Origin of the sequence: Candidatus Nitrosocosmicus agrestis (assembly GCF_008389435.1) — an archaeon.
Taxonomy (GTDB): Archaea; Thermoproteota; Nitrososphaeria; order Nitrososphaerales; family Nitrososphaeraceae; genus Nitrosocosmicus; species Nitrosocosmicus agrestis.
The window spans coordinates 16,900-37,948 of sequence record NZ_VUYS01000021.1 but is presented as its reverse complement, the minus strand read 5'-3'; the positions used below and the strand labels follow the sequence as shown (position 1 = coordinate 37,948).

The 21,049-nt window shown below is 34.3% G+C and carries 22 protein-coding genes and 1 tRNA gene; 10 read left to right on the top strand and 13 right to left on the bottom strand.

From position 1 onward, the window contains the following. Positions 1–3: 3 nt before the first annotated feature. The 8 genes from F1Z66_RS12700 to F1Z66_RS12665 all read right to left on the bottom strand — a co-directional run bounded on the left by F1Z66_RS12700 (position 4) and on the right by F1Z66_RS12665 (position 7,471). Positions 4–1,011 (bottom strand): polyprenyl synthetase family protein, encoded by a 1,008-nt coding sequence (locus F1Z66_RS12700; protein WP_149863999.1) that lies wholly within the window; start codon positions 1,009–1,011, stop codon positions 4–6. Next, positions 986–2,107 (bottom strand): type 2 isopentenyl-diphosphate Delta-isomerase, encoded by a 1,122-nt coding sequence (fni, locus tag F1Z66_RS12695; RefSeq protein WP_149863998.1) that lies wholly within the window; start codon positions 2,105–2,107, stop codon positions 986–988. Before fni ends, F1Z66_RS12700 begins: the two co-directional genes overlap by 26 nt. Before the next feature lie 36 nt (positions 2,108–2,143). Next, complete coding sequence (locus F1Z66_RS12690) at positions 2,144–2,944, bottom strand: isopentenyl phosphate kinase (RefSeq protein WP_255437925.1); 801 nt, start codon at positions 2,942–2,944, stop codon at positions 2,144–2,146. A gap of 217 nt (positions 2,945–3,161) precedes the next feature. Further along, a complete protein-coding gene (mvk, locus tag F1Z66_RS12685; protein ID WP_149863996.1) occupies positions 3,162–4,190 on the bottom strand; it encodes a mevalonate kinase in 1,029 nt (342 codons plus the stop codon). 16 nt (positions 4,191–4,206) lie between these two features. Then, the gene (gene amrB, locus F1Z66_RS12680; RefSeq protein ID WP_149863995.1) at positions 4,207–5,073 is read right to left on the bottom strand and encodes an AmmeMemoRadiSam system protein B; all 867 of its coding nucleotides are present in this window, start codon (positions 5,071–5,073) and stop codon (positions 4,207–4,209) included. An 8-nt stretch (positions 5,074–5,081) separates the two neighbouring features. Further along, positions 5,082–5,666 carry a 30S ribosomal protein S2 gene (gene rpsB / locus F1Z66_RS16470; protein ID WP_438502947.1) on the bottom strand — a complete coding sequence of 195 codons (585 nt, stop codon included), beginning with the start codon at positions 5,664–5,666 and terminating at the stop codon, positions 5,082–5,084. 311 nt (positions 5,667–5,977) lie between these two features. After that, on the bottom strand, positions 5,978–7,228 hold the full coding sequence (eno, locus tag F1Z66_RS12670) for a phosphopyruvate hydratase (protein ID WP_149863994.1): 1,251 nt from the start codon (positions 7,226–7,228) through the stop codon (positions 5,978–5,980). Between the two features lie 6 nt (positions 7,229–7,234). Continuing rightward, positions 7,235–7,471: a DNA-directed RNA polymerase subunit N gene (locus F1Z66_RS12665; protein ID WP_149863993.1), complete on the bottom strand. Its 237-nt coding sequence runs from the start codon at positions 7,469–7,471 to the stop codon at positions 7,235–7,237. A gap of 99 nt (positions 7,472–7,570) precedes the next feature. Between F1Z66_RS12665 and F1Z66_RS12660 the strand changes: the two genes are divergently transcribed. The 3 genes from F1Z66_RS12660 (at position 7,571) to F1Z66_RS12650 (ending at position 9,400) form a co-directional block, all read left to right on the top strand. Beyond that, positions 7,571–7,655, top strand: a tRNA-Leu gene (locus F1Z66_RS12660). 96 nt (positions 7,656–7,751) lie between these two features. After that, a complete protein-coding gene (locus F1Z66_RS12655) occupies positions 7,752–8,831 on the top strand; it encodes a redoxin family protein (RefSeq protein ID WP_149863992.1) in 1,080 nt (359 codons plus the stop codon). Between the two features lie 65 nt (positions 8,832–8,896). Further along, positions 8,897–9,400, top strand: a complete 504-nt coding sequence (locus F1Z66_RS12650) for a peroxiredoxin (protein WP_149863991.1) — start codon at positions 8,897–8,899, stop codon at positions 9,398–9,400. 21 nt (positions 9,401–9,421) lie between these two features. Here F1Z66_RS12650 and F1Z66_RS12645 read toward each other — a convergent pair whose 3' ends face one another. Then, the gene (locus F1Z66_RS12645; RefSeq protein ID WP_149863990.1) at positions 9,422–10,036 is read right to left on the bottom strand and encodes a hypothetical protein; all 615 of its coding nucleotides are present in this window, start codon (positions 10,034–10,036) and stop codon (positions 9,422–9,424) included. Between the two features lie 551 nt (positions 10,037–10,587). Between F1Z66_RS12645 and F1Z66_RS12640 the strand changes: the two genes are divergently transcribed. Continuing rightward, positions 10,588–11,427: an FAD-binding oxidoreductase gene (locus F1Z66_RS12640; RefSeq protein ID WP_149863989.1), complete on the top strand. Its 840-nt coding sequence runs from the start codon at positions 10,588–10,590 to the stop codon at positions 11,425–11,427. Positions 11,428–11,484: 57 nt separating this feature from the next. Beyond that, entirely contained in the window at positions 11,485–11,814 is a 330-nt protein-coding gene (locus F1Z66_RS12635) for a hypothetical protein (RefSeq protein WP_149863988.1), read from the top strand. A 93-nt stretch (positions 11,815–11,907) separates the two neighbouring features. Here the strand turns inward: F1Z66_RS12635 and F1Z66_RS12630 are convergent, their stop codons facing one another. From F1Z66_RS12630 to F1Z66_RS12620, 3 genes are all read right to left on the bottom strand, one after another. Beyond that, the gene (locus tag F1Z66_RS12630; protein ID WP_149864023.1) at positions 11,908–13,437 is read right to left on the bottom strand and encodes a B12-binding domain-containing radical SAM protein; all 1,530 of its coding nucleotides are present in this window, start codon (positions 13,435–13,437) and stop codon (positions 11,908–11,910) included. Positions 13,438–13,577: 140 nt separating this feature from the next. Further along, on the bottom strand, positions 13,578–14,003 hold the full coding sequence (locus tag F1Z66_RS12625; protein WP_149863987.1) for an NUDIX domain-containing protein: 426 nt from the start codon (positions 14,001–14,003) through the stop codon (positions 13,578–13,580). Positions 14,004–14,457: 454 nt separating this feature from the next. Then, positions 14,458–14,829 carry a hypothetical protein gene (locus F1Z66_RS12620; protein ID WP_149863986.1) on the bottom strand — a complete coding sequence of 124 codons (372 nt, stop codon included), beginning with the start codon at positions 14,827–14,829 and terminating at the stop codon, positions 14,458–14,460. Positions 14,830–15,177: 348 nt separating this feature from the next. On the opposite strand from F1Z66_RS12620, the gene F1Z66_RS12615 reads away from it, so the two are divergent. Continuing rightward, positions 15,178–15,705 (top strand): GNAT family N-acetyltransferase, encoded by a 528-nt coding sequence (locus F1Z66_RS12615; protein WP_149863985.1) that lies wholly within the window; start codon positions 15,178–15,180, stop codon positions 15,703–15,705. Between the two features lie 1,652 nt (positions 15,706–17,357). Here F1Z66_RS12615 and F1Z66_RS12610 read toward each other — a convergent pair. Continuing rightward, positions 17,358–17,639: a peptidylprolyl isomerase gene (locus F1Z66_RS12610; RefSeq protein ID WP_149863984.1), complete on the bottom strand. Its 282-nt coding sequence runs from the start codon at positions 17,637–17,639 to the stop codon at positions 17,358–17,360. Positions 17,640–18,803: 1,164 nt separating this feature from the next. On the opposite strand from F1Z66_RS12610, the gene F1Z66_RS12605 reads away from it, so the two are divergent. The 4 genes from F1Z66_RS12605 (at position 18,804) to F1Z66_RS15650 (ending at position 20,631) form a co-directional block, all read left to right on the top strand. Next, positions 18,804–19,640 carry an SDR family oxidoreductase gene (locus F1Z66_RS12605; RefSeq protein ID WP_149863983.1) on the top strand — a complete coding sequence of 279 codons (837 nt, stop codon included), beginning with the start codon at positions 18,804–18,806 and terminating at the stop codon, positions 19,638–19,640. 195 nt (positions 19,641–19,835) lie between these two features. Beyond that, positions 19,836–20,009, top strand: a complete 174-nt coding sequence (locus tag F1Z66_RS15655; RefSeq protein WP_154670565.1) for a hypothetical protein — start codon at positions 19,836–19,838, stop codon at positions 20,007–20,009. A 53-nt stretch (positions 20,010–20,062) separates the two neighbouring features. Further along, a complete protein-coding gene (locus F1Z66_RS12600) occupies positions 20,063–20,464 on the top strand; it encodes a hypothetical protein (RefSeq protein ID WP_149863982.1) in 402 nt (133 codons plus the stop codon). Beyond that, positions 20,461–20,631, top strand: coding sequence for a hypothetical protein (locus F1Z66_RS15650; RefSeq protein ID WP_154670564.1), 171 nt, complete (start codon positions 20,461–20,463; stop codon positions 20,629–20,631). The genes F1Z66_RS12600 and F1Z66_RS15650 overlap by 4 nt, the downstream gene beginning before the upstream one ends. The last annotated feature ends 418 nt before the right edge of the window (positions 20,632–21,049 follow it).

The window sequence follows — 21,049 nt, the reverse complement described above, 5'->3', positions numbered from 1 at the left end:
TGCTTAAAGACTCCGTTCAACGATAAATCTGGCTGATCTTTCAAGTGAGCTTTTTGCTCTTGAATTATCATAAATTGACAATTTATCAAATGCTGATTGTGTGAAAGTATTGGCGATATTTCGTACTTCCTCATCAATGCTGCTTTTAGATATCTTTTCAACTACTAATTCAATTTCACTGTTAGTAGAATTGGGGTTTCCAAAAACTGAAGTTAATTCCTCTCTTCCTTTGGTGTCTAAACTTTCAAATGCTAATAGTATAGGTAAAGTTTTTTTACCTTCTCGAATATCATTACCAACAAATTTTCCGGTTATTTGAGTATCTCCATGAATACCAATTAGATCGTCAATTAGTTGAAAAGAAATTCCAATTTTTTCACCATATTCCGATAAATTTTCCAAATCATTTCTTGTGAAATCTTTCGAGGAGAGAGTCCCTAGCTCGCATGAAACCCTAAACAAGGCAGCTGTTTTTTTTCCTATCATCTCAATATACTGTTCCTTTGAAGAAAAATCAACATCTTTTGCCATCTTAATATCCAATGCCTGTCCCTCGCATACATCCATACAGGCCGATGAAAGCAATTCAATCATAGTTAATAATCTAGATTCTTGGATATTCGATTTTTTTCCATTAAAAGAAATTAAATGAAATGCCTTAGAGAACAACACATCACCTGACAAAATAGCCAGAGGAATCCCAAATTGGCGATGTACGGTAGGTACATTGTGTCGAATGTTATCGTTATCCATTATATCATCATGTACTAAAGTAAAATTGTGAATAAGTTCCACTGCACAAGCTGCAGGAAGGGCTGATTCAAGAGTTCCATTGAATAACTCACTTGATTTGACTGCCATAAATGGCCGAAGTCTTTTTCCACCACTTTTTATGTAGTGTAAAGATGATAAGTACAGCTCATCTGGTTTACCAGAGACATTTTCATTGATAAATCGATTTATTTCAGAAGCCACATTACTAATTTCATTGACTATCTCTTCTGAGCTCATAATCATTTAACATACTTGCTAAATTTTCTTTCAATATATATCTTGTATTTTTTAAAGACTCGATGTTTCCAGAGCCGACCAAGAACATGGTACTTTTTAGTTGTGCTATGACAAGTTGTGTGAATTCATCCAAGTTTTCCTCAGACTCTGAAGCTTTCTTAAGAAATGGGTATGCCATTGCACTCATGTTAGCCCCCAAAACAATCGACTTTGCTATCTCCATGCCATTTCTCAATCCACCGGATGCTATAATTGGTATTTTTACGACTTGTGAGGTCATTATAATACTAAGGGCCGTTGGTATACCCCAGTCCCAAAATAATTTACCTAATTCGCCTTTGATGTAATCATTTACATTATCTGCCCTAATCTTTTCAATTCCAGCCCAACTAGTGCCACCTGAGCCCGCAACATTAATGCAATGAGTCCCAACTTGTTCAAGTTTTACAGCAACTCTATCTGAAATTCCAGAACCTACTTCTTTTACTATTACAGGAATATCAACAGCTTCAATCAGGTCTTGAATCTTTTTTAATACACCAGCGAATTTAGGTTCACCTTCGGGTTGAATTAACTCTTGTAATGGGTTTAGATGTATGGCCAAAGCATTAGCATCTATCATTTTGATAATCCTAAAGACTTCTTCTTTAGTCAGCCCTTCTGCTAGTTGTGCACCTCCTATATTAGCAATCAAAAAAGCATTCGGTGCATTGGTTCTGGCTACTGAATAGCTCTCAACCAGTTTTTCACTCCTTAATCCGGCTCTCTGGCTTCCCAAACCCATTCCGAGTCCATATTTTTCAGCGATATGACCCAGTCTCTTATTAATAATTGTGGCTTCATCGGTTCCTCCAGTCATTGAATCAATAATTATTGGTGCAGAGAATTTCGCTTTAAGAAAAGTAGTAGTTAAATCGATTTTATCATAATCTAGTTCAGGTAAAGCAGAATGTAATAAAACAACATCTTCGAATAGAGTAGAGTTCTTCTTACCCTGTACTTGATTATTGAGTGGAATATCTATTCCTTCTTTCTTCCTTTGTCTTATTTGTTCTATCTTTTCTTCAGGAGAAAGATCACCGTTTTTTGAAGTCAAATCTAATTCACCATTATTTCTCTAGTTGTAATCCAATTATATTTGGCTTATAGGTTTTAATTTAAAACAAGTGCCCACATAGTCCTTTCCCTCTATTATATCCAACATTCTCTGAGGTTCAAATCCGTTTAAAAAATAGACTGGTGTGCCAGATTTCACGATAGGAATCGATTCTGACACTTTTCTTTTCATTCCCCCTGTTACATCAAAAGGTGAATTATCTGTATCACCATCGGAAGATCGGGTATCAGTTTTTGTTATTAGGCTATCCAAATTATCTAACTGGACCTCATGAAGCAGATTCCGTTTGTTTATGTCGCCAAACAATCCATCAACATTTGTCAAAAACATACAATACTTTGGATGAAGATTGGTGGCGAGTAATGACATTATAGTATCACCCGAAAGAATAGAGAAATTATTTTCAGTGGTATGTATCACATCTCCGAATGTAACCGGAACAATATCATTTTTTGTGGTAATGTCTAAAATTGATTCAATCTTGTCTGAATCAGGCAATCCACGGTAAACAAAGGTTGAAGGTTGTAAAGTATATGGTTTTAATCTATTCTCAATGAATTTTTTGATAATTATATGATTAAGTTGAAGCATAGACTCATGGACTATTGATATTCCTTCGTCCGAATATGGGAGTGGTTTAGTATGCATATCGTACTTTACCGACCAATAATGACCAAAAGAACCACCGCCGTGTACTATTATTACCTTGTATTTTTTACGCAGTTCTAATACTATCTTTGAAATACCATCAATAGCAGTGAGATTTGCTGTCAGGGGCGAATCCTTAACTGTTACTACTGACCCACCCATCTTCATAATAATCAAATCAGGTCTAGTCATTTGTCAAGTATTTAGATTGATAGGAGACATTATTAACCATGTGATTGTTAGTTGGTATCCCAAGTAAATGTAAAGATTTTTTTCGGTTCTTAATGCAAGGTAATTTTGTTTAAGTTAGAATTAGAAGTATCAAAAGGATCGAAAGTATCAGAATATACAGTGAAAAAGTTGATTATCACTAATTTAATGGATATTAGATAATTCTAATTCCGGTTGAATTCAATCCCGTGAAAAAATACCTTAAATTAAGGTCCTTTAATCTATTTTCGAGTGTCTTATTATCCTTCTTTTTATCGATTAATGATATTATACATCCGCCCCCACCGGCCCCTGTAATCTTCGTTCCAAAGGCGCCATGGCTCTGACATATATCCACTATTTTTTCAATAATATTATTTGAGACAGAGAGTTTAGATAAAAGTGCATGGTTTTTACTTAACAAAATACCTAATCTTTCCAAATTATTTTCTTGTAAGCATTTGAGTCCCTCTTGGTAGATCACAGAATAAGAATCACAGACTTCTGAAAACATTGTGGGATTATTTTCCTTAATCTTTGATACTTTTTGAATCATAGTATATGTATCATGGGCATTTCCAGTATCGACGACCAAAAACTCTATGTCACTGCATTGAGAATCGATCCTCGTGTATCCATATTTCTTATCATACCTACCTAGTCCCCCAAAAGTAGAAACAGTACAATCCGCACCCGATGTGTCAATATTGATCAACTTTTCAGCATCAATCGAAGTTTTGCATATCTTGACCTTATCAATTACTCTTTGATTATAGTAAACAAAAGATGCCGCAAGTGCCACGCAAAATGCAGATGATGAACCCAAGCCTCCTCCTAGTGGTAATTGGGAATCAAGTTTTATAATAAATTTACCTTTTTTAGGATCTTTTTGAATTACTTCAACCCCATTTAGATAATCTATAATTTTGTATAGCTTACTTACTATTTCCAAATGGTCCTTAGATGGCGTGGTTTCAAACTTAATATCGATACCCATCTTTGTAGCCGAAAACCCCAAGTTAGAAATAATTTGTACTGCTCCTTTAGCTTCTGGATAAAATGAGATATCTACAGAAAAATACCTTTCAATAGATGCAATGATTGAAGGATATCCATAAACCACAAAATGTTCACCAAAAAGTATTACTTTGCCAGGGGTTACCGCACTAACTTTCTGATAAATCCCTTCATCAAATACAACCATACGAATCAATACTCTACTAAACCATCATTATCGATGTATATCCTACTACAGACGACTTGTTACCGTCTATATCACCACTATTAGACTGATTCAGAAGGATCGCATCAGAATTTCCTATAATCTTTGAAAATTCCATTGCGGTAGCAATACAACCATAGCCACATATCAATCTAGAATACTTTTCCAATATTTCATAAAAGGAGTCCACATCAAGTTTAAGTATTTCAGATATGATCAATTTGTCAGCATTATAACACTCATCATAATTCAAATAATGAGTCAAATTAGAAGTGCATAATAATACGATTTTTTGTTCCTTTGGCAATACACTAGTCAATAATTTAGCTAGTTTCTTGGATGTTAATTTGTCCTGATTCTTCTGCAGGATAGGCACTATATCAAATTCTCCGGTAATGTTTCCAAATTGAATAAAAGGCAATTGTAATTCGATAGTATGATCAATTTCAAAAGAGAGTTGATCGTTTACTAAAAAGCCATTGCCAATTCCATTCACTAAATCAGATATTATTTTTTGGTTAGTCTTGACTTTTCCCAAAGGTGTAGTCCAGTATTCGCTATTATTAACAGAAAGCCCGGGACTGGTACCCTTATGATCCGAAGAAAGAATTATGAAAGTATTACAGTCAAACTGTCGGATAAGCAAGTATGCAAATGCAGATACTAGGCCACTATATTTGAGTGATGCATGAGGAATAAGAAATGAGAGAATTCTTTTATTTTTCATATATTCTCTGATCATCTGTAAAAATTCTTGATTCTGAGAAGAAGATGTCAACGTATCATATGTTTTTTCCATCTCGGCAATCAAATCGGCATAATTTTTGGGATAAAAAACCCCACTAAAATTATGTTCACGAATCAATACTTATGTCAAATCAATTCTTCAACCAATTTTGCCTCAAAGTCATCGATTGCTAGCGGCATATCAGAATCGGATTTGATTTTGCCTTGTTTTTTTAAGACTTCCTTTGTAAGTAACCAGTAAACGGTTGCTAGTGCTTTCCTTCCTCTGTTGTTAGATGGAATCACTAAATCAACCTTTGAAGTAATGTTATCACTATTTGAAAGTGCAATTACAGGTACTCCTGCTCTTGTGGCTTCCAAAACGGCTTGCTCATCAGCTTGTGGATCTGTTACAATAACTATTTCGGGTTCCATATATTTTGGTAATGAGGGGTTAGTAAAAGTGCCTGGCATAAATCTCCCAAATATACCTCTAGCGCCTGTCAGTTCACAAAACTTTTCGATAGGTGTTTTTCCATATTCTCTAGCCGATGTGACTGCAACATTTGCAATGTTTGTTCTGCCAATAAACTTGGCAGCTACATCAATTCTTGCTAAAGTTTTACTAATATCGAGAATATAAAGCCCTTCTGGGTTAGCTCGGGTAATAAAGGAATTCATAAATTTTGTTTTTATGGGTGTACCTACTCGTATTCCGGTAGATAATATCATTTTTTCCAAATTGTTTGGATCCTCAAGATTCTGATCGTCATCGTCAGTAATAGAATCAGAATCAGAATCAGTTGAATTAACAAGAGAGTCATCACTTCCCATCTTGTCTTTCTTTTGATCCACTTCATCGTCAGGTCCACTTCCTTCAGCATTAGTGGAATCATTATCATTGATACTAGCAGTCGAAGCGTTTATTTCAGAATCTGGTGATGTGGCACTTTCAGAATCAATATTTGAATTATCACTAGAATCATTAATAATTTCATCTTTAGACACATTAGCAGAATTCAATTCATCAAGGTTCATATTTGTTATACACTGCTCCATTTAGCCATTCCTTCTATTAAACCATACTCTGAAATCCTCAAAAGTTCGTTTAATTTTGAAATTCGTTCTCCGCCTACCACGCCGGTTTTAATCATGACAGAATCTGTAGCAATGGCTATATGAGATATGTGATTATCAACCGATTCCCCAGATCTATGAGAGGTAATGATTTTAATATTGTGAGAATTGCAGTCTCTTGCAAAATTCATAGCGTCATATAAAGAGCCTGCCTGGTTAACCTTTAATATTGCTCCAGAACAGGCTTTCTTTGAGGCTGCAATTTTTATCCTCTCGGAGTTGGTAACAAGCAAATCATCTCCGGTAACCAAACAGTCAGGGCTATTTTTAGTTATTATTGCCATATTTTCAAAATCCTCCTCGTGAACTGGATCCTCTGCATATATCAAATTGTAATTTCTTATTAGAGAATTGACATATTCAACTTGCTGATCGGTTGTTCGAGTTATGCCTTCACGGTTGTAATCATAAATCTTCTTTTCTTTATTCCAAATCGAGGAGCTTGCAAAATCTATCCCCATTCTAACCTCTCTTTTTGGGTCGTAACCGCACTCTATAATAGATTTTTCAACTAGCTGGGCCGCGGCGTCGTTTAACACGTTTGGTGCCCAGGCACCTTCGTCTCCTTTTCCATATGTAAATTTCTTATCAATTTTTTCCACAGTTTTTTTTAGTTCCTTGTGAATTTGCGAATTAATTGTAACTGCCTCCATCATGGATTTGGCGGAAATAGGACAGACCAAAAACTCCTGTATATCAGGAGTCCCTGGACCGGCATGTGCACCTCCGCCTAGGATGTTACCTAATGGAAAAGGCAGATTTACAGAACTTTTGGAGGGATTTAAAACCTTATAAAATGGAGTGTCAAGTGACTTTGATGCAGAATCAATACTTGCAATTGTTAAAGCGTATGCTACAGATCCACCAATATTGGAATAATTGTTAGAAGAATCAACTGCTCGAATAGCTTCGTGAAGGCCCTTAAGATCAGACGAATCTAACCCAATAAATTTATTCTTCATACTTTTAAATTTCTCCAGGGTTGCAGAGGGATCATTTTGCACAAAACTCTGAGCTTCAAACTTACCCACACTTGCACCAGAAGGAGCACAGGCCCTGCCAAGGTACTTGTTATCAGAAATAACATCTATTTCCAGGGCTTGGTCTCCGCGACTATTAAAAACTAATCTTTCGTATATTGCTGTTATTTTAGGCAAAAACTATCATTCCATCTCAGATTGTATTTCAGCTCTTCTCTTTCTCAGAGCTTCGTAATATGGGATCACTTGATAGATAGTTTCTACACTTGATACAAACATTCTCCTGCAACAATATCTATTGATCTTTAAAGAGTCCATGACTTTGTTAGGTTCTTCACCTTGTTTTACTCGAGACAAAAATTCATTATAGATATTAGCGATGAGCTTTCCGCACGTAAAACATCTTACAGGAACAAGCACATTATAAAAAAATTATTTCCTTAATAAAAATCATTCATACAGGTACAATTCAAACTCGTGGGAATATTCAAATTATCCCTCCAATTATAAAATCGTAAAGCGGGAGTCGCCCAGCTTGGCCAAAGGCGTAAGGTTGAGGGCCTTATCCCTAAGGGGTTCGTGGGTTCAAATCCCATCTCCCGCATACAAATTTTTCGTTTATGATTGGCAACCTTAAATTTTAGGTTAATACATAATATTGAATATAGGATTAAATTACAAAAAACAGTGATAATAAAAATTGAATATTATTCCAGCAACTCCTGCCCCCGAGTTTAAAGGCATAGTAAGATGGAGCGATGAATTAAATTATAATTTAAAGGAATACAAAGGGAAAGTAGTCCTTTTGGACTTTTGGACATATACTTGTATATTTTGTTTAAGAACTATACCGACGATTGAAACATTAAAGGAAAAATATGATAATCACGGCTTGGAGGTAATTAGCTTACATTCAGCAGAATACGAGTTTGCAAAAGAAGAAGATAATATAAAAAGGGCTCTCAAAACTTATAATTTGGAAAATTATCTAACAGGATTTGATACAAGTAATAAAACCTGGGAGGCATACGGAAATTCGTATTGGCCAAAGCATGTATTAATTGACAAAGAAGGGTTTGTCAGATACGAACATCCAGGATATGGAACTCCAGACGAATTTTATGACGCCTTAAATGACCTTTTTGATATTACAGAGTCACATAGCCCATTAGACACCACAAATAGCAACCAGAATAATTCTTCAAATACAGAAGGCCAAATAGATGGTCAACCTCTTTTGGAACCAGAATCAGATTCTAATGCTTTCGAGCAAAACAGAATTACCAAACAATATGGAATGCATTTTCCGGGAATGGCGCCTGAAATATGTGTAGGTTATTCTAGAATGAGAAGGTTTGGAAATAATCAAAAAGTAAAAATAGATGAATTTAATGTCTTTAGCGATTCGCCCACAGTAATGGATAATGTAGTGTATCTAAAAGGTAAGTGGATTTGGGGAAGGGAAGGAGTGGGCGTCACATTAGAGCATAAGGATAAATCTCCGGCAATAATCTTCAAATACAATTCAGCTTCCAATGTGAACATAATAGCAGGTTCAACTGATGGAAAACCAACTATTGCAGAGATACTTTTGGATGGCAACTATCTGCAGACTGAACAGTTAGGAGTCGATTCGAAGAAGGAAGGCGATATAAGCCTTGTAAATATTACTTGGCCCCATATTCTTAACATAGTCAAGACTCCTAAACCATCGTCACATAAACTGGAAATTAGGCCAAAATCCGATAATTTTTATTTCTATACTTTTGTTTTTGGTTAGGCCGCCATACCATAAAACACACTAAAATAAACACAATAATAAGAGATTTTTTTTCATATTGTTTTATGGAAGAAGATGGGGACAAGGAAAAGGTAATTTCAAAAATAAAGTTAGGACAGCCTCCGGTAGATTTTGAGTTTCAAGACAGCAATAACAAAAGTCATAGAATTTCTGACCTGAAGGGAAATAAAAATATAGTTATTTATTTCTATCCAAAGGATTTCACTCCTGGTTGTACTATCGAAGCAGAGGAATTTAGCAGAGACTATGAAAGTTTTAAGACCGCGGAAATTGAAATTGTAGGCATTAGTCCTGATTCAAACGAGTCACATTCAAAATTTAGAGAAAAGATGAAAATTCCATATATGCTAGCCGCAGATACAAGAAATGAAATTTCCAAAGATTATGGTGTGTATGGATTAAAGAAATTTATGGGTAAAGAGTACCTCGGCGTCAACAGATCAACCTTTCTCGTAGACAAGTCAGGTAATGTAGTAAAGATGTATAATAAAGTTAAACCAAAGGGACATTCCAAGGAAGTACTAGAGTTTTTCAAGTCTATTCAGTAATCCATATTTTTATTATTATTATTATTCATCATAATTATCATCATCCAATTCAGGTCCTCTTTTGATTGCCTCTACGCCGAATCCATAGTAGGAAAACAGGATATCATTAATTTCCTTTTCTTTTATTTGAAAAATTGCAAAGTGATCCTTTTTTAAGTTTATTTGAAGGTTCATATCTTTTTTTGCATCCAGTTTTGGAATTTCGGCCGGTTTGGTTTCACGGAATTGTTGAATTAATTCAGATGTTTCTAGCAAGATATTATTTCCAGTTGTATTCAAAGTGTCGAAGGTTTTATCGCGTATAGTTTTGGGCTGACGATCAACTAGGAGCCTTGTCATCTTGTCAATGTAAAGATAAATCAAGATCCGAATCTTTTGAAATTTGAATTTCCATATACTCTCATCACTTAATGTAGGGATATGAGAGCATAGCAAGTATTGGTATTCGTCAAAATTTTTTACTATTGTAATTGAATTCCCCAACCCAATTATTTTGTCTTTTAAAATTGGAACATTTTTGATACCCAAAATTAATTTGCCAACCTGATTTCTTAAGATAAACCTATTAGATGATATCCCATCAAATTCCAGTTGTTTCTTACATGGTTTAGAAGTAGACAAGATTTGTGATATCAAAATACTCAATTCAGAATGCAAAATGATCGATGTTATGCAAACTATTTGATATGTATTTATAGGTTATTCCACACTCAAAACTGCACTATTGATTAGGTGAGAAATCGGCCTTTGTAGCTAAAGTGTTTTCACAATATAACAACAAGAAAAAATATGGTTAGGTATCAAAGTTCCTAATGATAAGAATAATTAGATTTCGAAAACAATTTATATGTTTTATGAACCTCTTGTCAATTACTATTTGGGTGCCAATATAAGTTCTATTTGTGATTGCCCTTGCCACAAAAAATATGGGGAAAAATCAATGTGTCAAAAATGCATAGAGAGGCATAAAGGTTCACCATACTATAATATTATGAAAAAATTCAATTAGTGATATTGATATATTGTTTATATGCCGCAAATTCAAACATCGTAGTCTGTTGTTCATGGAGATTTTAGATATTTCTTAATACATTATTTGATCATACCTATTAAAATTAAATTTGAAAGTCTGAATGTAATGCCCAGAACAAAATATTTAACTAACTTGACTTAAAACAAAAAATATTATGGTAGTTGATAATAAGGCGACGATTTCTTATATAAGAGTATTAAAGGAAGATCTTGCGATTTTTCATATAAAGCCAATTGAGGGTCAAGTTCCCGATTTTAAGCCAGGTCAATTTGTGACATTGGGCTTGAATGTTCCAAAGGAAGGCAAAGTGATAAGGAGGGCTTATTCAATAGCTTCGCCTCCTGAGCAAAAGAAACATTTTGAATTGGTAGTTCGATGGGTCAAAAAACCTCTTCCTGGCAGATTGACTACAGAGTTATTTAACAAGAGAGAGGGTGATGAGATTAGTTGGGTTAAACCGACAGGAATATTTACAATAAATGAAAAGATGTCTGATGGCAGTCCAGATAATAGACGGCTAGTACTAATTGGTGGTGGAACCGGATTGGCCCCATTTATATCTTATTCACTTCACTTAAAATCCAAAGGCAGTAAGAGACAAATCATAGTGTTGCACGGTGCTAGTTACGTAGACGAGTTGAGCTATAGAGAGTTATTAACCGAACTAGAACATGAAAGTTTGGATGGAAATGGAAATTGGAATTTTAGGTATAGAGCAAGTATTAGCAGACCACAAGAATGGTTCAATAGATCTTGGAATGGACATAAAGGCCGAGTAGAAACATTTTTGAGACCAAAGCCGGGTAAAGATATGTCGCCTTTGGAAGAATTAGTAGGAGAAAAAATTACACCTCAAAATACATCATTTTACGTTTGCGGTTGGCAAGGAACTGTCGATGGAGTACTAGATTCCCTTGTTCCCAAAGGGTTTGTAACTGAAAGAAATAAGAGAAAAGATGGAACTTTTGACGTTAAATTCGAATCTTATGGCTAAGCCTTTTCTTTTAATTTTATAAAGTTTATTTAACCTCACTCCAAATACTTTACATAAATGAAATTTGAATTTGAAGAGTTTGAAACCATTGAAGATGTTTTGGTTTATTTGGTTTCTGTGGCCCCGTATATGAAACAAATCCTCCCTATTAGTTCGTATAAAGGATATGTGTTTTCTATGGTACCAATTACACCTCTATCTGGCGAAACACTCTTGATGATCTATACCAAAGGGACCCTAGATCAAGGTATGTATGAATTTGACATTTCTGCCAAGAAACACAAACTTGTAAACGTAATGGAGAGAGCAGACAAGAATTATTTCATTGTTATTACACCAAAAAGAGACACTATTGCTGATGCAGCGCTGGGGCAGATCAGCAGTTAATTTTTATATTTATTAATCAAATATTTTAAAATCGATCCTTTATTATTGAACAATGTTTTATAAAATAAAAAAAAGTCAAATAAAAGTATAGAATTAAAGTTTTGGAGGCATTGGGGCTGTAACTGATCTAGGTCGAATATATTTTGCGACAATGTCTTCAGCAGGCTTTCCTTCAAACAAGCCTTTTGATAACCCTCGCAAATACTTCATTATTGCCCACGTTCCAAACTTTATCAACAAGGCCATAAAGACCTTCATTGCAGGGCCGTAAGATTTGTTTCTTATAATTATGGGAATTATATCACTGATAACTCGAAGGTTATGTTGCCAACAAGTCCAAAATAAAGCGAATTGAGATTCATTAAGGTTCCCAAAGTGCATAGAATTTTTCTCAGAGAAGTCCTGATAAAGCAAAGGTGCTACAAGTCCCCTCATGTTCATATGCTTGAAATCTTGAATCAAATCTATGGTATATTGAGTTTCATCCGGCGTCTCATCTGGCCATCCAATAATAAGGGTCAATGCTGGGAACCAATGATTTTGATTCAATATTTTACACCCTTCTCTAACAACTGCACCCCATTCCTCTGGCTGATATGGCCTTGTTTTTACCCCGAGGTGTTTCTTAACCATTCGTGGTGCGACTGTTTCAACTCCCAAATTAGTTGCAAGCCAACGACCATTGTTTTCCATATCGTTTACTTGAGAGATTTTTTTTATAAGATCGGGTGATGAAGCCACTGCAGATAGAGTCATATGGGTTGTTCCAACGAAATTTGCACCTACGGATTTAAGTCCTTTCCATACTCCTAATATGGCATCATGATTAGGAATAAAGTCCTTATTATCACATCCATACAGGAGCATCTCATCAGATTGTAGCCAAATTGAATCGAATCCGTATTTTATGTTAATTTTGGCTTCCTCTTGTAATCTTTCAAGAGGAATGTCCTTTTTGGAACGCTTGTTTACATCGCAAAAATCACATCCGCGACCACAACCGCGCATTGCCTCTATTAGTGAATTTATGGTAGGACCTCGTATTGTAGGAATATTCTCTATATTTCGAACAAATGTATGCAATAATTCTGGTGCATCGCCTGCTTCAAGGTCATGGAACAGGTCAAGCGCCAGTTCATCAGCTTCTCCTATTACCACAGTATCGATTCCATGAATTTTCATTCTTTCCGGTTTAGCTAGTTCCCATGATCCATTTCCACCAACAACTACTTTAAAATCATATTTCTTTTTCAGTTGAATAATGGAAGCACACATTTTCTTAAATTTCATTGCAACATAGGATAATTTTTCCGGCGACATGGTAGTTGTTACAGGAGCCATACCCAGAGGATCCATTACATTAATACCTACTACCTTAGTTTGAGGTCCAATACATTTATCAAGCATTTCAGGGTGTGCCAAAAATACTTCATTCTTATCGTATTCTCTGATTAAAGCACTCTCAATTCGTCGTAACCCACATTGAGCCACCTTAATTTCACCAGTATTTTTATCGGTTTCGACACTGGGACAAAACAATTTATCAAATACAAATTCAGGAACCAATTCATACGGTCCACATGCAATAAATCCATAAAGGAAATTACCTCGATAATTAGTCATTAAACTACGATCGGCAGTTAGAACAATTCTTTTACCAGCAACCATCTTTTAATCTATATCCGCTTCTAATTATAAGACGTGGGTATAAAATTATTTTCATAGCATTTAGAGTATGCTGAGTAGGACATTTAATCCCGTAATTAGTATAATCCGCGTCGTCTACCTTTTAATATTATAGATTTGAGTTGACGATGATCTAAAATCGATAAAGCTTCTTGATAGGTAGTCCACTTAAAGCCCTCATGTTCATTAGAAATTGTGACCTCTCTCTCAGGTGTTGTAGCAAAATAAAATTTTACTTCTTTCTCAGATCTAATGCCATCTGCCCTAAAGTATTTGTATTGTATTTTACCAATATACTGATGAATTTCCAATATAGTGATTCCTGTTTCTTCTTGCACTTCTCTTTGGAGCGTCTGTATCTCATTTTCACCCCTCTCTTTATGACCTTGGGGGAATCCCCAAAATCCCCGTTTATTTCTTAAAAGAAGAAATTCGGAATGATCTTTATTGAATTCCGTTGATTGATATCTTATTATTCCACCAACTGATAGCTCTATCGTCACTCTTCTCTATCCCAATTACGTAGATTGATAAGTTATAAATATAATATTGTTTCTATGCTTCAAAAAATCAACTAATCACGTTTTACCCTTTTTATCTAAGACTGACGCAGTTGATCTCATCAAATATTTAAAGTTATTAAACATTTTAAATATAAATCGGGTTAGTTCAAATTACTACAGAATTAAGTTATATATCAAAAGGCAAATTGTTGGTTTAACATATTACATATCCAATATTAAGCCTGTTCGCGAAATAGAGCAAGATAATTCATTTAAAAACTTGTCATTGTTTGATTTTATTTTTTAAATTGAACTGAGTGAGTTTTAATGTTTAAATGGGAATAACATTTAAACCGTACTCAGAGCAGCACTTGTTATTGAGTCCAATTTATAATTTAAAGCAAAAGATTCAAAGAATAAAAATTTAGGATATGTATCTAAAAAAAATAATTGATTAAATACAATCGTCAGTTTGATTGGATGTAGGTATGCAAGCTTCTTGTTCGTTCACATCAGTTGCGTCAATTGCAGTGTTGTTTGGATTACTGATGGATGTATCATTGTCAAGGAATGCTGCATTGCTTCCTTCTATTCCTTCTAAGGATTCGATTGTTTCTGGTCCGGTCAGGTTGAGTGGTTTGTAATCTACTTCAGAATTATTTGTTGTACCAACTTCACCGGGTGTTCCAGGGTCCACTTCACCGGTTGCTGCGGGATCACCTTGTGCGAAGGCAAAATTCGAAGGATTGGTACCTGCAATTGTTAGTACCAAGGCCAAAAATGTAAATGCGGTTGCCATGGCTATGACAATATGATTTTTTCTCATGACAAATTTTTAAGCTCTATATTTATAAAGATTTTGTTGTTAGAAAAGGTTAGTTCAGCGGCTCATATTTTTTTTAAATATGGATTAAATGGTTAGCGTCGAGGCCAAAATTCAAAATAGAGTCAACTTTGTAATCGAGATTATTAATTTTAACCTTTAGAAGAGATGCTGACCTTTTAATAGGGCGACTGGTATATTTAAGCATGTCAGGTCTTCTAACGAATGTTGTTAGGATACGAATTGACTCTCTGAGATTACCTGATGTACATAAGGATCTCGAGCAGCCATATGATGAATTAGATCTAAAATTCATCTTAGAGTCCAAATCCTTTTTTGAGAAACACAGAAATGACAATGATAGATAACTTTAATTTAGATTCGATCAGGTTTTTAGTATTTGATCCGAAAATCCACATTTTACCTAAGATGCAGTTAAAACAATCAAATGGCGAAGACCCGCTTGAGGTTCAAAGTTATTATGAAAGCATAATTAAAGGAAATTCGTTTAACAATGAGTTACTTTATGTTATAAAATATAAAACCGAGACAATAGGTTTTTTTTGCATTGCATCAGCAACAGTGGAACCTGATTTCGCGAATGTGGATAATCCAATTACTCAAGGCAAGAACTCATTAATTAGAGCACTCCTTATTTCCAAAATAGGCATTGATCAAAATTATAGGTGCTTTGGACTGGGCAAATATATTTTGCAATATTGTATTGGACTAGCAATAAATTTGAAAGAAATTGAAAAGTTTGATATTGTGTTATTCAGGACTACAAAGTCTTTGGCACAAAAGATCTACTGTTTAAAATATAATTTTAAGATGATTAAAGGGGACGAAAAATTAGTTTGGGTATACAAAAAGATATAAATTTACAGTGTAAGTTTTTGCTTCAATTAAATTTCATTTTTTAAATATTCATAAATAATACATTTTGACGTAAGTTTCAAACTTATATTTATAACGTTCAATGAACTCCCTAATTTAAGTAAACAATATCGTAAACGTAACCATTTCCATGCTTCCAATGGATCAGTTTTAGTATCTACTTATCTATGCTAATCAGAATGCACCCTTCAAAATAGTGGCAGTGTATACATTCATTCCTTTCTTCCGATACATCGTGTAATTCAATACATTTACAAATTAAATAACGTATCTTTAATTTAACTAAGATTAGTTTCCTGCTAAAGAATAGTATTTCACGCATCAGAAATCCTTTTTGTTATTGCAATTAGCTTGATAGTCTGCTGACTGTGGGTGCTGCCCTTCGTCATTTGGCAGGTTCAAGAAATAACAATCGTTTGTTGAAACACACTCGAATACACTATAAGACGATTGTTGGTATGTTGATACGTCAGATGGACTTTTTGCCTGTAGCTTAATTTGATATACCCAGATAGAAAAATAGGTATCTTTAATAATTTGAAGTCATCGTTGAAAGGGTAGTCACATTACACATTTTGTATCGCAATTTCATTGATATGTCGACTCAAAGTGCTTTCCATGTTTTTTTGTGGACTCGTAGTTTAACTAATTTTCTTACCGTTCATAAGGTCAGGTCATGCAAAAGGGTCATCCTTTAAATGAGGTTCATAATTACTCAATTGCAACATTTGTTTATAGAAGATTGAATTACCGGATATTACCCCTAGTACAAATTTATCCCCATCCTTATCTACTGGTTAAAAGTTTTTTAGAGATTCACCATCAATAGCGATTTTTAAGCAAGAAACATGAAGGACAGAAGATGCACAAATCTAATCCTCATGTATTTTTTCTCTTTGGTATAGTAAAATTCCCTCAGTAATTCGGACATAAGGAGATGAATTTGTTATCCTTTGCAACAATAATATCCATAAAGTTTATTTTTTAATATTCAAACTAATATTCAGCATTCACTTTGTGGTTTTAGGGTCCCAAAAAATAATGTACCACAACATCAATTAAAACGAGAAATAGCGCTAGTTCTATGGATTCGGTTAACTTTTAATTTATATTACGCTAAAAGTAATTTATAATATTTGCATTATGATCCCAAGGAGAGGGAAAGTTGCTTGTGTTCCCGAGATAACTCTTCTCTGAGGACTGCTGTCATAATGCAAATTTTCCTTTAAAACTAATCAAATTGATGATAACTAATTATTATATTACAAGTATTTCTATTGGCGAAGCTGTAACTAAAAATTCCGTCATCAATATTTTTCAGACTTCATTAGCATGTCTTGAAGTATTTGCAAGATATTTGTGAAAAGATGGTATTAAAAATTGTAATCATGCAATTACAATGCACATAAACAATATTACACCTAGTGGATATGAATTAGTCTTTTTTATATTTTTACGAGATATGTTTATCGTTAACTGGTTAATGGCAAAAAAAGTAGAAGCGGAATAAACAACTGTCTGCCCTCCTGGATTTGTATCACCGTTCAAGTTTACCAGGGGACTTCAAAAATCCATTTAAGCAGATTAATATGCATCAAACCGATTTGCCCTGATAAAAGCGGAATCCAGGTCACTTAACCTGCTCTCTTAATAATATGATACCCAAATTCGGTTTTTACTGGTTCGAGCGTCATCTCTCCTTTCTGGAGTTTAAATGCCGCTTCTTCAAACGGCTTTACCATCATACCTCTACCGAATGAACCTAAATCTCCACCCTTTTTTCCACTTCCTTTGTCTATAGAAAGATCTCTAGCCAAATTAGCAAATCCTTCTCCCTTTTTCAATCTTTCCAATATTGCAAATGCTTCACTTTGTTTCTTTACTAGTATATGAGAACATTTTATCTTATCAGCCATATTAATACCTCAATTGTTGATTTGCCATAATAGATAAGCATTGCGAAATCGGGATAGGCTCAAGGTTACAGTAAAGAAACTCAAATAAGAATGGAATTTTTAGGCAGTCATGCCAATCTCCCGTCATAAGGCACAGCAAAAATCCATTGGGTACCTAGGAGCCTCTCATATAGCGACATTTTATTTCAGAGTGAAGAAAAACAAAGGGCGCAAAGTCATTGACCGGAGATGAAGAGTTGTTTATAAAAATATATTTTATTAGGTTTACAGTTTTGAGATAATGATAAAGAATCCGGATCATCTAAAAAGATCGGATTACCCAATACTTCCATACCAGCAATGAAAAGATTTTGAGCATTATTTAATTTAGTTAGGCAGTGCGAAATGGCAGTTTTTTTTGCATCTTTTAGGTTTTAAAAAATTTGATGTTTTATCACACAAACCCCTTAGTGATCCAGTATACGAAATAAATTCAAACGAATTGAATTTTCGTCCCCAAGTATTGTCTGAGTTTCCTAGAGTCTATCACATAAAGAAATTGACAGATTTACTTATATTCTGTAAATGATACCATATAAAAAAATACTTTTGAATTATATAAAACATTTCCCTTGTAATCATATCTTGCAATAACTTTACTTAATACAGCAATTTCATTGTGTGTTCTAGCGTTTAGTTTTAGCTAACAATAATAATAAAACAATTGCAATATTTTGTGATACTGTTACTATACCTGTCTAATCAACCAAGATCGCAGAATTGAATCCATTCTGTTTGTAAAATGGTACAGCAAGCCTAAGATATCATACAGTATGAATAAATTTTTTCTGCCAGATGATTTATTTCTTTTTTCATAAGTATATTTTTTTACTTGGAAACTGATTCTATTTTTAAAAAATTATTAAAATAGCAAATTTAGGCTCAAAAAGATGAAAAGGTATCAGCATAGACAAGTCAATTTAGTATGTTACCACTACAAAAGATAGTACATTCTAAACTTGCTAATAAATCTTAACTTGGAGGCTTTTACCAAGACTTCGCCAAAGTAGATTTGTATATCCTTTTTCAATGTTCTAATTATATAGGACAAAATACGTAAGATGCAGTTACAAAAGTTGGAAGGCGCTGAATAATTTATTAATTCGTTTGAGAAATGACTATAGCATGGATGACAAAAAGGTAGCGCTAATAACCGGATGTTCTAGTGGTATTGGTCTTTCTACTTCAGTTGCCCTTGCCCGATCAGGTTGTACTACCTATGCTACTATGAGAGATTTAAGCAAATCTAAACTATTGCAATCTATTTTAGAAAAAGAAAAACTACCAATTTCAATCATCCAATTAGATGTTATAGAAGACAAATCCGTGACCCGCGCCATTAAGGACATTATTGAGAAATCAGGTAGGATTGACATTTTGGTTAATAATGCCGGCTTTGGCATTACTGGGGCATTTGAAGATCTCACTGTTGATGAAATAAAACAGCAATTTGAAACAAACTTCTTTGGACTAATCAGAGTCACACAAGGAGTATTACCTTATATGAGATCCCAGCACTCTGGAGTGATAGTAAACATTAGTTCAGGCCTAGGTAGATTTGGCGTTGCAACAAATTCAGCTTATGCTAGTTCAAAATTTGCAGTTGAGGGACTAACAGAATCTATGTCGCCTGAGCTTAAACAGTTTGGAATTAGGACTGTATTAATTGAACCAGGTATCATAAGGACCAAATTTATTCAATCTTCAAAGCTTGCACGAAAATCAAAGGATATAACCTCACCATATAGAAAGTATATGGAGAACATGGAAAAAGGTATGAAAAAGCTTATTGAATGTGGTCAAGCACCCGAATATGTAGCAGATATCATCCTCTCTGCAATTCAGGACAATAACCCAAAGCTTAGGTATTTAGCAGGTCAGGACGTTGAACAGATTTTAGAAGCTAAAGAAAAGCTTTCTGATGAAGATTTTCATAACATGTTAAAAAAAATGAGTAGTTAGTATCCTTGTTCCATTTTCAATAACAACATCAATCTAAATCAAATATACACATATTTCTGTATATAATAAATACCCAATTTGAAAATTTTATTCAGTATTTTAAAAAAATTTCAGCAATGATAAAAGTATTATCATTTTCAATGGCTCTGTTCAGTTAACGATAAGCCTATAGCTTGAAAGCATTCCATTTCTTTTATGCTTACTAGAAACAGAACGCCTTCAAAGTACATTGGCTACGGTTTGTATTTGTACTTTTCAGGCCTATCCTTAAAGAAAGCCTCGGAAAGATTATCTCAGATATACAAGAGAAATCACGTTTTCTTTGCCAAAAGTGGAATTGGATTCAAAAGTACAAGCCTCAAAAGCTGAAGTCAACTAGAAGAAGAGTTCTAGAGTATATAATAGATGAGACCATGTTGAAGGTGGGATCAGAGTTTGTCTGGCTCTTTGTTGCAATCAATAGAGCCAGAAAACAGGCAAATTCTCGCACTTCTTTTGCTAATAAATCTAAAGAAAGAAACATGTTTGTAGCTGAAAGATTTATGTCTGATCTAGTCAAGATTCATGGAATTCATCCAGTTTCTACCGATGGCGGTGGTACATGGTATCCAATGGGTTGTAGATTCTTAAATCTCGATCATCACATTCATTCCTCTCTGGAGAAAAGTCTGATTGAAAGAAAGATGCAATGCATAAAAGACAGAACTGAAAGTTTTGATGATTACTTTCCGTGTAGAATAAAGAATTGCAAGTTAAAGCATGTACGGAATTGGCTGCGGCTCTTTGTAGACTATCATAACAATGAAATAAAACATATTAAGTGAACAGAGCCTTTTCAATCATTATTATTTCAATAGGAATATTAGTCACACTTTTCATCATTACCTATGCAGAATCAGGCAAAGTTAGCATCGATTGCGTAGGTGCGCAAGGAGGTCAAATAAATCCTCAAAAAGTATTATCGATAGGATTTGGTGACATTTCTAATTGAGTTAATTCATCCGAAGCTTTGAATAGTACCATTACTGTTACTATGGAAAAAAATATTGTTGCCACGTATGGATACAGCCTTTTTGTTCTGAAAATAATTCAAAAAAATTCATTTGACCTGTACTAATCGAGAGACAATGGTGTTACTTAAACCCAGCTAATCAAATTATGATCGGATAGTTTTGGAAATGATTGAGCGTAATATACAGTAGTAATTGACAACATTAGTTCTAAATATATTCATATATGCCATGTTGCCAAGGATTCCTAAATAGGTGTCAATAGCTTTCTTTTGCTGTCGAATTTATTTGTCTCAGAGAATGCGCTTCACCGATGCACCTCTGTATCTTCTTCTTTTACTTCGCGATTTGATCTGGTGGAGACTTTTGATTTTTTTTATAAACTTTTCCTTAAATGAC